13 protein-coding genes and 1 pseudogene are annotated in these 13,671 nt (G+C 71.8%); 5 read left to right on the top strand and 9 right to left on the bottom strand.

Going from position 1 to position 13,671, the window contains the following annotated elements; translation table 11 throughout:
* Positions 1-9: 9 nt before the first annotated feature.
* Complete coding sequence (locus ABZ877_RS17305) at positions 10-525, bottom strand: DUF6879 family protein (protein WP_361071238.1); 516 nt, start codon at positions 523-525, stop codon at positions 10-12.
* Positions 497-751, bottom strand: coding sequence for a hypothetical protein (locus ABZ877_RS17300; protein WP_361071235.1), 255 nt, complete (start codon positions 749-751; stop codon positions 497-499). The genes ABZ877_RS17305 and ABZ877_RS17300 overlap by 29 nt, the downstream gene beginning before the upstream one ends.
* Positions 752-1,396: 645 nt before the next feature.
* On the opposite strand from ABZ877_RS17300, the gene ABZ877_RS17295 reads away from it, so the two are divergent.
* Positions 1,397-1,591 (top strand): hypothetical protein, encoded by a 195-nt coding sequence (locus ABZ877_RS17295; RefSeq protein ID WP_361071590.1) that lies wholly within the window; start codon positions 1,397-1,399, stop codon positions 1,589-1,591.
* A gap of 223 nt (positions 1,592-1,814) precedes the next feature.
* Here the strand turns inward: ABZ877_RS17295 and ABZ877_RS17290 are convergent.
* The 3 genes and pseudogenes from ABZ877_RS17290 to ABZ877_RS17280 all read right to left on the bottom strand — a co-directional run.
* Positions 1,815-2,354, bottom strand: a pseudogene (locus tag ABZ877_RS17290) (multicopper oxidase domain-containing protein); the annotation flags it as partial.
* A 79-nt stretch (positions 2,355-2,433) separates the two neighbouring features.
* Positions 2,434-4,665: a germacradienol/geosmin synthase Cyc2 gene (cyc2, locus tag ABZ877_RS17285; protein ID WP_361071232.1), complete on the bottom strand. Its 2,232-nt coding sequence runs from the start codon at positions 4,663-4,665 to the stop codon at positions 2,434-2,436.
* A gap of 119 nt (positions 4,666-4,784) precedes the next feature.
* The gene (locus ABZ877_RS17280; RefSeq protein WP_361071588.1) at positions 4,785-5,576 is read right to left on the bottom strand and encodes a pentapeptide repeat-containing protein; all 792 of its coding nucleotides are present in this window, start codon (positions 5,574-5,576) and stop codon (positions 4,785-4,787) included.
* 181 nt (positions 5,577-5,757) lie between these two features.
* Between ABZ877_RS17280 and ABZ877_RS17275 the strand changes: the two genes are divergently transcribed.
* Positions 5,758-6,534, top strand: coding sequence for an alpha/beta hydrolase (locus ABZ877_RS17275; protein WP_361071229.1), 777 nt, complete (start codon positions 5,758-5,760; stop codon positions 6,532-6,534).
* A gap of 24 nt (positions 6,535-6,558) precedes the next feature.
* Here the strand turns inward: ABZ877_RS17275 and msrB are convergent, their stop codons facing one another.
* From msrB to ABZ877_RS17255, 4 genes are all read right to left on the bottom strand, one after another.
* Positions 6,559-6,966, bottom strand: a complete 408-nt coding sequence (msrB, locus tag ABZ877_RS17270; protein WP_361071226.1) for a peptide-methionine (R)-S-oxide reductase MsrB — start codon at positions 6,964-6,966, stop codon at positions 6,559-6,561.
* 14 nt (positions 6,967-6,980) lie between these two features.
* On the bottom strand, positions 6,981-8,387 hold the full coding sequence (murC, locus tag ABZ877_RS17265; RefSeq protein WP_361071223.1) for a UDP-N-acetylmuramate--L-alanine ligase: 1,407 nt from the start codon (positions 8,385-8,387) through the stop codon (positions 6,981-6,983).
* Between the two features lie 131 nt (positions 8,388-8,518).
* A complete protein-coding gene (locus ABZ877_RS17260; RefSeq protein ID WP_361071220.1) occupies positions 8,519-8,998 on the bottom strand; it encodes an indole-3-glycerol phosphate synthase in 480 nt (159 codons plus the stop codon).
* 132 nt (positions 8,999-9,130) lie between these two features.
* Entirely contained in the window at positions 9,131-9,934 is an 804-nt protein-coding gene (locus ABZ877_RS17255; RefSeq protein ID WP_361071217.1) for a pyrimidine reductase family protein, read from the bottom strand.
* Between the two features lie 37 nt (positions 9,935-9,971).
* Between ABZ877_RS17255 and zapE the strand changes: the two genes are divergently transcribed.
* The 3 genes from zapE (at position 9,972) to ABZ877_RS17240 (ending at position 13,583) form a co-directional block, all read left to right on the top strand.
* Positions 9,972-11,081 (top strand): cell division protein ZapE, encoded by a 1,110-nt coding sequence (zapE, locus tag ABZ877_RS17250; protein ID WP_361071214.1) that lies wholly within the window; start codon positions 9,972-9,974, stop codon positions 11,079-11,081.
* Positions 11,082-11,219: 138 nt separating this feature from the next.
* Positions 11,220-12,596: an alkaline phosphatase PhoX gene (locus tag ABZ877_RS17245; protein WP_361071211.1), complete on the top strand. Its 1,377-nt coding sequence runs from the start codon at positions 11,220-11,222 to the stop codon at positions 12,594-12,596.
* Between the two features lie 111 nt (positions 12,597-12,707).
* A complete protein-coding gene (locus tag ABZ877_RS17240) occupies positions 12,708-13,583 on the top strand; it encodes an ABC transporter substrate-binding protein (protein WP_361071208.1) in 876 nt (291 codons plus the stop codon).
* Positions 13,584-13,671 lie beyond the last annotated feature (88 nt).

The following is a 13,671-nucleotide window of genomic DNA, read 5'->3' as shown; positions in this document are numbered from 1 at the left end:
CGGTCGCGCTTAGATCTTGTATTCGCTGTGAGGGGTTGCCCGCTGCCAGATGGCCTCAAATGCGGATGCGCACAGCTTCAATGTCTCTGCGTCCGTGCTGAGTTCATCCCTGACGTGGCTTCCGTCCCCGGCGAAGTGGTGGATTCGGAGTAGGCTTCCGTCGAACAGCCAGAAGTCATTGGCTGGCACCAGGAAGCCCGCCACCTGACTCCGGGACAGCCACCGAACATCTTCCCCGGCGGCTAGGTTTCCGTACGTCGCGTCGTGCTCCCAGCGGATGTATTCACTGACAGGCTCCGACACGACACGCGCCCGGCGAATCGACACACCACGCGCGACGCCATCCGCAATCGTCTGATGGAACGGGTGCCACCAGGACTCGCGGTCATTCCAGTCCACCCGTTCCCCGCGCTGCCAAGCCTCTAGCCGGGGGTTGGTGCCATAGTCATCGCGCATTTCCAGGTGGACGGCGGTGTCACGAGTATTGGCCAGTAGCTCACTGAACGGCGGAACGTTCGACGGCATCGCACGCTTCCCTGATCATCGGCACCATGCGCGCCGGAATCCTGATGACTTCTTCGCTATCCGGGATAGGTCCGTTGGCCGGTGTGTTGGTTTCGCAGACTTCGCGGAGTTCCGGCGACGCCTTCCAGCCTTGCAAGACTAGCTCTCCTGACTGTTCGTCAGCCCAAACAGTCGGGCAGTGGTCGTGATCAGTGTTCGGGTCGATGCCAACAAACCGTAGCGTCATGCCGTCCTCCGATAGCGCGTGACTTGCTCGGACTTGCACAGCCATCCTGCCCGCATTGGCCACATGGTCAAGACAGCCTGCGGCCCAACTGCCGTGCAAGCCTGTGCAAGTTCCTGGATAGCCGACTCTCGCCGTTCCTAGCGTGGTTGCCCATCGGGCCACGCGAGGGGACGGCAGACATGGCGGGGAAGACGCAGACAGTGCACATCGGTACCCGAGAGATCGTGTCCAGTCATCCGACACCGGAGATTCGGGCGACACCGGCCGAGGGTTGCGACGTGTGCGGCGCACTGGCCAAGCAATGGGATGAGTCGGAGAGCCGAGACGCCCTCACAGAGATCAACAACCACCCTCATAACGAACCGAAGGTGTCTCGGGTGTGCGAATGGGCGCGTGAGGGGGTGCCGGTCGAATGAGCGAGCTACAGAGCTTCCGAGATCGCCGTACAGGCGTCTTACCGGCCCCCGAGCTAGTCAGCCTCAGCGACACCCCCGCAGAGGCGCAGAACGTCGTACAGGCCCCCTGGTGGGAGGCGTACGGCGGACGGTTCGATGAGGCTTCCGGAATGGTCAGCTTCCCTCGCTACTCCATCCCGCCGTGCCCCTGGCCCAACTGCCACAGATGCGCCGAGGAAAGGGGGGCGTGATGGTGACAACGGCGCAGTACGGCAAGCGCGTTACGGACGGCTATCGGGTCGGCATCCTCGTGTACATCGACCCCGATTGGCTGGACCCCGAGGTACCGCCCGCCGAGCGCAAGCGCACGCCTACCGCATGGGTTCAACCCGTGGGCGGGGGTCGGGAGTGGACGGCTCGACCGGCCTATCTGGTTCCCCTGTGAGGTGGGTTCTCGTCTTCGCCGCTTGGATCACGTGGGCCGCTGTAGTCACGGTGATAGTCGCCCGAGGGTCGGCCCGATAGACCCCCTGTTGTCGGGCACAGGTCCCCCGGCGCAGGGTGTACGGCCCCGTCTGTGACGCTCTCCCCCGTAGCGCATGGGCGGGGCTGCCGTCTGCCCTGGTCAGGCCCCGTGTGCGATAGCCTGTTGGTCCCTTGGGTCACGGGTGGTCGTGGTACCACCACTGCACGGCCTGGTGGTCGTTCGGGTACTCGGCGAGCTGGGCGTCGCCGTACCCCACGGCGTTGTCCGCCCAGCCGTCGTTGCCGCCGCCGGTCTGCGCGCCGTGCAGGTGGGTGACGGACCAGGCGGGCAGGGCCGCGACGTCCGGGTTGGGCGGGACGCCCTCGCGGCCGGGGCGGGTGCTCGGGCTCGGCGCGCCGATCGGCACCTCCACGGCCGTCACCGGGTACTCGCTGCCCTTGGGTATGCGGTTCGTCCAGGCGATGCGGACCCGCTGTCCGCGCCGCACCTCGATGGTCGGGCCAGGCACCGAGCCCTCGTAGCCCCACATGAGGGTCGGAGGGAGCTGCGGGTGGAGCCGCTGCCAGGTGGGGCGCAGCGCGATCTCCGTCTCGGTGCGGACGTCGTCCGTGCGGGGCCGCAGCACCGGCGGGACCGTCAACGGCGCGATGTACGGCGTGAGTTCCCCCGGCCCCGCGACGATCTGCTCCGGCTCGGCCGGTGTGTGCGTGACGTGCTCGATGATCTCGGTCAAGGTACAGAACACCCCCGTGTGTTCTCGTCATCTCCCCGTGCGTACGGCCGGTCGGTGGCCGTACGCCTCAAGAGATGCCGGACACATCGCCCAGGTTGCCTGAAGGCCGCATTCCGGACGCGGAGGTTGTGCGACGGCCGGGGAGGGCGGGGATCCGGTCCGGTACGAAGCCGTGGGCGCGGCGCGCGAGATGCCCGGGGCGGTAGCGGTCCACGGTCCGGTGCCAGTGGAGCATCCCCGCCATCCAGTCCCGCAGGTGCCCGACATGGCTCTCGCACCGCGCGCGGTCCTCCTCGCCGAGGCCGAGGTCCGCGTAGAGGACGGGGAGTTCATGGGCCTCGACGTGCTGGAACTGGCGCATGCGCTGGGTCGTGAGGTCGTGCACGATGGAGAGCGCCGTCGGGTGGTCGGTGCCGAAGAAGTTCCGGACGACGAGGACCGCGTTGTGGATCTCGCCCTCGTACTCGATCTCCTTGCGGTACGAGACGATGTCGTTGACCAGCGTCGCGTAGTCGACGGCGGCGTTCTCCAGGGCCCGCATCGGGCCCGCGCGGTGCACCTGGGGCGGCAGGTCGGGGCCGTGGCCCGCGCGGCGCAGGCGCAGGGTGAGGTCGGCGCCGAAGGTGGCGCGGCGGGTCTCCAGGTAGTCGACGGGGTCGGGGATGCGGTGCTGGGCCCGGTTCAGGACCTCCCAGACCCAGCTCTCCGTCATGGCGTCGACCGCGGCCTTGAGCCCGGTCCGCTGTTCACGGGTCATCGGGGCGGTCGTGCGGGCCCACAGGTCGGTGAGGCCGCGCTCCAGGGCGCCCGCCGGTTCGGGCGCGGGTTCGTCCGCCACCGGCATGCAGGCCGAGAGGCGCTCGGTGCACAGCTTGGCGGCGGCGAGGTCGTGGCGCTGCCCGAAGAGCAGCGGGTAGGCGTCGTCCCCGTAGGCGGCCCAGGCGAGCCACTGGGCGCTGAGGGCGAGTCTCTCCGGGGAGCCGTCCGGGTCGAGCCCCGCCGCGCAGAGGGCGGGGTCGGCGGCGGCGAGCCTGTCCTCGTCCCAGACGCCCTCGCGGAGCAGGCCCATGGCGCGGGCCCACCGGTCGAGGTGCACGCGCGCGTGGTCGAGCGCCGGGTTGAGCCGCGCCTCGTACGGCATGAGGAAGTCCGGCACCCGTACGGGACCGACCTTCTGGTACGGCACGTGCGTGTGGGCCCGCAGCCGCTCGGCGCCGACGGACGTGAGCAGCGTGCGGACGTCGGCGGTGGCGGTGCCGGGGCCGGTCGGCCCGCGCAGGGGCGAGGGCTCCTCGACGGCGCCCTCGTTCATGTAGCGGCTGGAGCGCAGGTGCCACGCGTGTCCGCCGGACTGCCAGTCCTGGAGCCCGCGCGCGTACGCGGCGACGGCCGCGACCTCGTCGGGTGTGAGCGCCTGGTCCAGGCAGAGCGCGGGCACCTCGGTGAGCGCGGTGTGTTCGAACTGGTGCATGCGCGAGGTCAGCACGTCGTTGACGGCTTCCGCCGCCTCCTGCGTGGTGCAGCCGAAGAACGTCTCCAGGACGAGGACGCCGTTGCTCAGCTCGCCCTCGTCGCGGACCTCGCGCTCGTAGGAGAAGAGGTCGTTGCGCAGGTGCACGGCGTCGGAGAATGCTTCCTTCAGAACGCGCAGCGGGCGGGACGCGGCGACGGCCGCCGGGATCTCGGCGGTCGCGTACTCCACGAGCCCGGCCGACCAGGGGGCGCCGCCGACCTTGCGGCGCATCTCGATGTACTCGACGGGGTTGGCGACGCGGCCCTCGTTGATGTTGGACAGCTCCCACATCGACTCGTCGAGCAGGTGTTCGGTCGCCTCGGCGAAGCGGCGGCGCCAGGCGGACGACATGGCGGGCACGGTGCGCCGCCACAGGTCGGCGAGGCCCGCCTCGACGGGGTTCTCCGGCTCCGGCACCGCGGCGAAGAGGTCCATCGGCATGAACAGCGGCAGCCGCTCCAGGTGGGCCTTGCCGCCCTCCCGGTCGCCCGTGCGCTTGTACAGGTCGAGGAAGTGGTCGTCGAAGAAGAAGACCCACACGTACCAGTCGGTGATCAGGGAGAGCGCCGGGCCGTCGCAGTCGGGGTGGGTGTAGGCGCACAGCAGCCCGTAGTCGTGCGCGTCGAGGTCGCTCCGCTCCCACACGCCGCTGCCCTCCAGCATCCCCATCGCCCGCGCCCAGGCGGCGGAGTGCGCGCGGGCCTCGTCGAGGTGGGGGTTGAGGCGCGCCTCGTACGGCATGTAGAAGCGCGGCAGGCGGAACGGCTGCGTGGACTGCTCTGTCATGGGCGCGGCCCTACCCGCGTGGCCCCGGCCCATCCGCGAAAGGCCGGATGATCGCTCCATCGCGTGAACGAGGAGTGGGCGGGCGCGGGACGGGGAAGCGGCCGGTCTTCGTACCGGGGCTACGGGGTCCAGTGCGCGGGGCGGGTCAGGCCCGGCGGCAGCTTGGTGGCGGCGTCCCCGTGCGCCGCGTTGACCTGGGCCTGGGTGAGGAAGAGGGCGCCGGTGAGATCGGCGCCCGCGAGCCGGGCGTCCCGCAGGTCCGCGCCGATCAGGTCGGCGCAGCGCAGGTCGGCGCCGGTCAGGTCGGCGGCGATGAGGAGGGCGCCGCGCAGGCTGGCGCCGCGCAGGTCGGCGGAGCGCAGGCGGGCCCCGACGAGGTCGGCGCCGCGGTGGTTCTTCTTGCGCCCCGGCACCTGGGCGCGCACGAGGTCGCTCGCCTTGAGCAGCAGCGTGTTCACGCCGTCGCGGATCGCGGGCACGTCGGCGGCGAGCAGTTCGTCGGCGCCCGCGCGCGTGAGGCGCTCGATGTCCTCCAGGGCGCGGCGGGCGTCGCGGTGCAGGGACTTGGCGCGGCGCAGCTCGACGATCTCACCGAGGTACCAGAGGAGTTCGTGCAGGTGCCGCATGACGGGGAACACCTCGTACATCGCCCGCGCGCTCTCCGGGCGCTCCCGCCAGCTCACGCCCTCGAACGTGACCTGCGAGACCTTCTGCCCGGCCCCGAAGCAGTCGAAGACGGTGCAGCCCTGGTAGCCCTCGTCGCGCAGCCGGGCGTGGATGCCGCAGCGGAAGTCGTCCCCGAGGTGGTGGCAGGGGCTGCCCGCGCTCTTGTTCCGCGCGAAGTCCTGGGACTTGGCGAACGGGAGGGCGACACAGCACAGGCCGAAGCAGTCGCCGCAGTCGGCACGCAGCTCCGGGCGGCCGGGCGCCGGTCCGGCGGGCGCGGGAGAACTGGCGGAAAAGGTGTCGGCGGAGGCGTCGGCGGAGGTCACCGCCCCATTGTCGCCGATCCCGCGGACACGCCCCCTTGTGGGCCGGGCGGGGCCGCGCCACCGTGGAGCGATCCGCACCGCCGCATCCCCGGGAGTCGACGTGGCCTCCACCTTCCTCCTTCCGCACGAACTGCACGGAGACGGTCCGCACAAGGTGTTCGCGGTGCACGGCTGGTTCGCCGACCGCTCCGCGTGGGCGCCGGTCCTGGCCGACCTGGACCGGATCTCCTTCGAGTACGCGCTGGTGGACCTGCGCGGCTACGGGGAGGCGAAGGACACGCCGGGGGCGTACACGACGGCGGAGGGCGCGGCCGATGTGCTGGCGCTCGCGGACCGGCTCGGGTGGGAGCGGTTCTCGCTGATCGGGCACTCGATGGGAGCCAGTGTGGCGCAGCGGGTCGTGGCGGCGGCCCGCGCGCGCGTGCGGCGCATCGCGGGCGTCTCGCCCATCCCGGCGTCGGGTCTGACGCTGTCGCCGAAGCGGTGGGAGCTGTTCGCGACGGCGGACAACGAACCGGCGCACCGCCGCACCATCATCGACCTGACCACGGGCGGCGTCCGCCCGGCGGCCTGGCTGGACCGGATGACGGCGCGCTCGGTGGCGCGCAGCGACGCCAAGGCGTTCCGCGCCTGGCTCGACTCGTGGACGCACGACGACTTCCACCGCGACCTGGAGGGCTGTACGACCCCGGCCCTCGCCGTCACCGGACAGCTCGACCCGGCGCTCCCCGCGGAGCTGATCCGCGCGACCTGGCTGCGCGACTTCGTCCGCGGCGAACTCGTCGACCTGCCGGTGTGCGGCTCGTACGCGATGGACGAGGCGCCGCTGGCGCTGATCCGGGTGGTGGAGGACTTCCTGCGGGCGGACCGCGCCTGACGCGGCCCGCCCATGGTGACTGCCTCAGCCCTCGACGGGCTCCAGGCGCAGCGAGATCGAGTTGATGCAGTACCGCTGGTCCGTCGGGGTCGGGTAGCCCTCGCCCTCGAAGACGTGGCCCAGGTGGGAGCCGCAGCGGGCGCAGCGGACCTCGGTGCGGACCATGCCGTGGGAGCGGTCCTCGATCAGTTCGACGGCGGCGGAGTCCTTCGGGTCGTAGAAGGACGGCCAGCCGCAGTGGGACTCGAACTTCTCGGTCGAGGTGAACAGTTCGGCGCCGCAGGCGCGGCAGGCGTAGACGCCCTTGGTCTTGGTGTCCGTGTACTCACCGGTGAAGGCGGGCTCGGTGCCTGCCTGGCGCAGTACCGCGTACTCCGCCGGGCTCAGCTCCGCGCGCCACTGCTCGTCCGGCTTCTCGACGTCGTACGACATGGAGACACTTCCCTTCAGCGCTGTGCGAGGTGGTCCAGGATGCGCGGGCCGAGGTCCGTGACGTCGCCCGCCCCCATGGTGAGAACGAGATCGCCGGGCTTCGCCATTCCCGCGACGGTCGCGACGGCCGCGTCCTTGTCGGGGGCCGCCTGGACGTCCGCGCCCGCCGCGCGCGCCGCGTCGACGATCAGGGCGCTGGTGATGCCCGGGATCGGGTCCTCGCGGGCCGGGTAGATGTCGAGGACGACCGAGGCGTCCGCGAGGGCGAGTGCCTCGCCCATCTCCTTGCCGAGTTCCTGGGTGCGGGAGAACAGGTGGGGCTGGAAGAGGACCAGGAGGCGGGAGTCGCTCGCCGCGGCGCGCATCGCCTCCAGGTCGGCCGTCATCTCGGTGGGGTGGTGCGCGTAGGAGTCGATGACCTGCACGCCGTTCTCCTCGCCCTTGAGCTGGAGGCGGCGCTTGACCCCGGTGTACGACTTGAGGGCGGCGGCCAGGTTCCGGGAGGGGATGCCGAGCGCGACGCCCGCCGCGAGGGCGGCGACGGCGTTGTGCGCGTAGTGGCGGCCGGGTACGGAGACCGTGAAGGTGAGCAGCTTGCCGTCGAGGAGGACCGTGACCTCGCTGGCCAGGCCGCGCGGGGTGATCTTGTGGATGCGGATGTCCGCCGACTCCGACTCGCCGTACGTGACGACCTTGAGGGACGTCGTGTCGCGGATGCGGCGGGTCAGCTCGACGGCGCCGGGGTGGTCGGCGGCGATGACGAGGGTGCCGCCGGGGACGATCTTCGAGGTGAAGATCTCGAAGGAGTCGTAGATCTCGTCCATCGACGCGTAGTTCGCGTGGTGGTCGAGCTCGACGTTGAGGATGATCGCGACTTCCGGCGCGTACTTGTGGAAGCTGCGGTCCGACTCGTCGGCCTCGGCGACGAAGATGTCGCCCTCGCCGTGCAGCGCGTTGGAGCCGGGGGCGTCCAGGTCGCCGCCGATCGCGTAGGACGGGTTCAGGCCGAGCGAGGAGAGGGCGACGGCCAGCATGGACGTGGTGGTCGTCTTGCCGTGGGTGCCCGCGACCGCGATGGGGCGCAGGCCGTCCATGAGGGAGGCGAGCGCGTCGGAGCGGTGCACGACGGGGATGCCGAGCTCGGCGGCGCGCGCCAGCTCCGGGTTGTCCTCGCGGATCGCTGAGGAGACGACGACGCAGGTGGCGTCGGACGCGAGGTGGGCGGCGTCGTGCCCGATGTGGACGGTGACGCCGAGCGCGCGCAGCGCCTCCGCCGTCGCGGACTCCCGCGCGTCGCTGCCCGCGACCTTCGCGCCGCGCTGGGCGAGGATCTTGGCGATGCCCGACATGCCGGCGCCGCCGATGCCGATGAAGTGCGGTCGGTCCATGGCGGCGGTGGACGTGGGCAGGCCGGGTGCCATACGTGTGTCTCCCCTGGGGTTCCTGAGTGCTGTGTGACCCGATTCGTAGACGGGGTGCCTAGGAATCGGGCCCAGCCTATTGCCTCCGCCGGCCCCGCCCCTCATCCGCGTCGGCCGACGCCCCGCACGCGTCAGGCGTCGCGCTTGCTGTACGAGAACAGCTTCAGCACCGGCACCCCCACCTTGTGCCGGGCGCGCGAGGCCCAGTCGCGGTGGAAGAACTCCTCGACGTAGTGCGGGTCGGTCAGGACGATCACCTCGTCGGCCTTGACCTCGTCGACGAGCGCCTTCAGCGCGTCCAGCGGGTGGTCCTCGATCAGCCGCCCCTCGGCGGCGCAGCCGGCCTGGTGCAGCGCGGTGAGGGAGACGCCGAGCGCCTGCTCGCCGGGGGCCTTGGCCTCGTCGCCCTCGGGCACCTCGTCCTCCCGGACCGCCTCGTCCAGCTCTCCCATCGCTACGTCGTCGATGGCCCGCAGCAGGCGGTCGGCCTGGTCGCCGCGGGGCTGGAGCAGCACATGGAAAGAGACTTCCTCGTCGCCGTGCAAAGTGGTGACGAACTCCACGTCGGCGGACGTCAGGGCCTTCTCGATCATCAATACGCTCGTGAACACGACGGGCGCCCTTCTTCTCCTGCCGCGGGCCGTCCTGCGACCGGCCCTGGGGACATGCGGAAACCATCCTGCCCCGTGGCGGCACGGGGGCTGCGGAATTTAGTGTGCCCAGTGGAGGCAAAACGGAACGAGTCATTCCGGAGAGTGTCGGTCCCGCCGGTAGCGGGAGAAGAGGAAGCCGTCCTCCTCCAGGAGAGAGGCCAGCTCGAAACGTTCCGGCACGGCCAGCTCGGGGCCCCCGGCGATCCGCTGCGCGCCGCCCGCCGTGAGCAGCGGGGACACCGTCAGGCACAGCTCGTCCAGGACCCGGGCGGCCACGAACTGCCCGAGCAGCTTCGGCCCGCCCTCCGTGAGCAGCCGGGTCAGGCCCCGCTCGGCGAGCGCCCGCACCGCGCGCTCCGGTTCCGCCCCGGCGCCCTCGCCCGCGATCAGCACCTCGGCCCCGGCCGCGCGCGCCGCCGCCACCCGGTCCGCGGGCGCGGCCGCACCCGTGATCACGTACGTCGGCGCCAGCGGCTCGGTGAACAGCGGGAGGGAGAAGTCCAGGTCGAGGCCGGCGCTGAGCACGGCGATCGACGGGGCCGGGCCCTGTCCGGCCCCCGTGCGGCGCGCGAGGAACGCCTCACGCGCGCGTGCGGGCCGGTACCCCTCCTGGCGGACCGTCTGGGCGCCGACCACCACGGCGTCCGCGAGGCCGCGCAGGGTGCCGAAGATCCGCATGTCGGCGGGGCAGGAGATGGGGTGGGAGCGGCCGTCGTGCTGGGCGGCGCCGTCGAGCGTGGAGACCATGTTGGCGCGCAGCCACACCTCCCCCGCCGCCCGGTCCGGGTACGCGTAGGCGTCGGCGAGCTCGTCGAGGTCCCACTCCCGGGCCCCCTCACGATCCCCACCCGCGTGATCTGCTGTTTCGTACGTCACAGGGAACAGGCGTCGCATGACGTGCAGTGTGGCACGGCGATTAGGCTGGGGTGCTGTGTCGTCCTCCTCCGAAGCCGCCGGCGCCCCGCAGCGGGGCATTCCCCCCATAGCCGAAGCGGCACCCCCGTCCCTGTGCGCCCGTGAGCCGCATGTTCCCGCGGAGCGCCTGGTCGCCGAGATGGTGCCGCCGCCCCGGTTCAGCACCGCGCGCTTCGAGACGTACATCCCCGACCCGAACCAGCCGAGCCAGACCGAGGCGGTGCGGGTGCTGAGCGCGTTCGCCGCCGGGCTCGGCGGTGCGCGGGCCGGTGAGAAGAAGCGCGGCCTGTTCGGCTTCGGCAAGAAGGCGTCCGCTCCGGCGGGCCCCCGCGGCGTCTACCTCGACGGCGGGTACGGCGTCGGCAAGACGCACCTGTTGGCCTCCCTGTGGCACGCCACCCCGGCGGCGCCCGAGCAGAAGGCGTTCGGCACGTTCGTCGAGCTGACGAACCTGGTCGGCGCGCTCGGCTTCCAGCAGACCGTGCGCACCCTGAGCGAGCACCGGCTGCTCTGCATCGACGAGTTCGAGCTGGACGACCCCGGCGACACCGTCCTCGTCTCCACGCTGCTCGGCAAGCTGGTCGACGCGGGCGTCGCGCTCGCCGCCACCTCCAACACGCTGCCCGGCAAGCTCGGCGAGGGCCGGTTCGCCGCCACGGACTTCCTGCGCGAGATCCAGGGCCTGTCCGCGCACTTCCGCCCCCTGCGCATCGACGGCGAGGACTACCGCCACCGCGGGCTGCCCGAGGCCCCGGCGCCGTTCTCCGACGAGCAGGTCACCAAGGCGGCGTACGCCACCGAAGGCGCCACCCTCGACGCCTTCCCGCACCTTCTGGAGCACCTCGCGCGCGTGCACCCCAGCCGGTACGGCGCGCTGACGGACGACCTGAAGGCGGTCTGCCTGACCGGCGTCTCCGCCGTCCCCGACCAGTCGACCGCGCTGCGGCTGGTGGTGCTCGCCGACCGGCTCTACGACCGAGAGATACCGGTGCTCGCCTCTGGAGAGCCGTTCGACCGCCTGTTCAGCGAGGAGATGCTGAACGGCGGATACCGGAAGAAGTACTTCCGGGCGATATCGCGGCTCACCGCGCTGGCGCGCGACGCCAAGGGGCTCGTCGAGGCGTAGCGGGCGGCCGCGGACGGGTACACACAAGGCGGGCGCTCACCGGTAGTACTCCGGTGGTACACGCGCGGTTCCCGCGCCGCCCCCCGCGTGATAGACACGCCGGGCCACGGTTCCTGTCCGCCAGCAGGAGGTTGCCCCATGTCCGAGACACGACTGCCCGCGACACGACGACAAGTACTCGCCCGTACCGGCGCGTTGGGGGTGGGCATCGCCTTCGCCGGATCCCTGTCCGAGCTGTTCGCCGGCTCGGCCGCCGCCCAGGGACGCGCGGGCTACGGCCCGCTGGTGCCCGACCCGGACGGCCTCCTCGACCTGCCGAAAGGTTTCCGCTATCGGGTCCTGTCCCGCGAGGGCGACCCGCTCCGCTCCGGCGAGGGCCGCGTGCCCAGCAACCACGACGGCATGGCCGCCTTCGGGGGCAGACACGGCCGCGTCCACCTCGTGCGCAACCACGAGAACCGGGTCACCGGAAAGATCCCCGTGCCGACCGTCGACGGGCTCACGTACGACCCGATGGGCAAGGGCGGCTGTACGGCGCTCACGCTCGACCGGCACAACAACGTGCTCTCCGAGCGCGTCGCCATCGCCGGTACGGCCGTGAACTGCGCGGGCGGCCACACCCCCTGGGGCACCTGGCTGACCTGCGAGGAGACCGAGGACAGGGCCGGCACCAACGGCTACACCAAGGACCACGGCTTCATCTTCGAGGTCGACCCCGTCGACCCGCGCCGCTCGGGCGCCTTCCCGCTCACCGCGATGGGCCGCTTCCAGCACGAGGCGGTCGCCGTCGACCCGAAGCGCGGTGTCGTCTACGAGACCGAGGACGCGTTCGACAAGCCGTTCGGCCTCTTCTACCGCTTCCTGCCGAAGCGCCCGCACGGCGGACTCGGCTCGCTGCGCGCGGGCGGCAGACTGGAGGCCATGCGGGTGCCCGGGGTGCCCGACCTGTCGGCGATCCAGGAGACCGGCGCGAGCTTCACGGGCATCGAATGGGTCCCCGTACCCGACCCGCTGGCCACCACCACCCCCATCCGCAACCAGGACTTCGGCCCCAGGGGCATCACCCACGCGCAGAAGCTGGAGGGCTGCTACTGGGGCGGCACCTGCGTGTACTTCGTCTCGTCGTACGCCAGGAGCCGGGAGGGGTCCGCCGCCGACCACTTCGGGCAGATCTGGCGCTACGACCCGGCCGCGCGCCGCCTCACCCTCGTCATCGTCTTCGGCCCGGACACGGACGTGCAGCTGCCCGGCGAGGAGCCCGACAACATCTGCCTCGCGCCCAGCGGCGGCCTCATGGTCTGCGAGGACGGCGAGGGCGCCCAGCACGTCTTCGGCGTGACCCGCAAGGGCGAGGTGTACGCGATGGCGCGCGGACGCCAGAACATCGGCACGGCGGAGAAACCGGCCTGGGGCGAGTTCGCCGGGGTCACCTTCGCGCCCGACGGCGACACCATGTACGTGAACTGCTACACGCCGGGCACGACGTTCGCCGTGACGGGCCCATGGCACAAGTGACGCCTCGGCGCGCCTGAGAGCACCGCCCGTCACCGGCCGGGGAGCGGCTTCCCGCCACCCTGACCGGTTTCGGGCGGCGTGCCCCGCGAAGGGCCTGGGCAGGGTCCCCGCATGGGAGAACGGCCGATCACCGCATGGGAGTTCACCGACGACCGGGGACACGTCGCCGCCTCGCCCGGGGCGCCGGAGCGTGTCGTCGCGTACATACAGGCCGGCGCGAGCCTGTGGGACCTGGGGATACGCCCGGTGGGCGTGTTCGGTTCGCACCACGACGGGAAGAGACCGGATCGCGCCAAGTCCGGGAGCCTGCCGCTCGGCGACGTCGCGTACCTGGGCGCGGGCGCCGGGCTCGGCCTCGACGACGTGCTCGTGGTGCGGCCGGATCTCGTCGTCGCGCTCACATACGGCGGCGGCCAGGTGTACGGCGTCGAGCCGGACGTGGCGAAGCACCTGGAGGAGCACGTCCCGCTCGCCGTGCTCGACGTGGGACAGGGCCGGAGCCTCGCCGCCGTCCGGGAACGGTTCGCCGAGCTGGGGCGCTCGCTCCAGGTGGCGGAAGGGGCGAAGGCGTACGAGGAACTGGCGCGCGCGGAGCGGGAGCTGGCCGCCGCCGCGCGGGACGCCGGACCGGTCCGGGTCCTGGCCCTGTCGCCGGGCGGGCCGGACAGCGTGCACCTGGCGCGGCCCGCGCGATGGCCGGACCTGAGCGCGCTGACCGGTCTCGGGGTGCACATGGTGGAGCCGCCCGAGGGGCCCGGGGCCAACTGGTCCACCGGCACCTGGGCCGACGCCGCCGGTCTGACGCCGGACGTGGTGCTCGCCGACGCCCGCGCCAACGCGGCACCGCGTGAGCAGTACGCGGACGACGCGCGGTGGGCGGCGGTGGCGGAGCGGGCCACGGTGCTGCCCTGGAACCCGGAGATCGCGGCCAGCGCGGCCGCGCACACGGCCTTCTTCGACCTGGTCACCGACGCGCTGCGGGGTTGAGCCGTTCGGCCGCGGACGGACGCCGGGCGGAGTGGATCAGGACTGCCGTACGCCCGAGTAGTACGCTTATCGGAGCTTTCGTCGCTAT

The organism is Streptomyces sp. NPDC046939 (assembly GCF_040644575.1).
Classification (GTDB): domain Bacteria; phylum Actinomycetota; class Actinomycetes; order Streptomycetales; family Streptomycetaceae; genus Streptomyces.
Note: the sequence above shows the minus strand (reverse complement) of the source record. Positions and strands in the feature narration are given on the sequence as shown.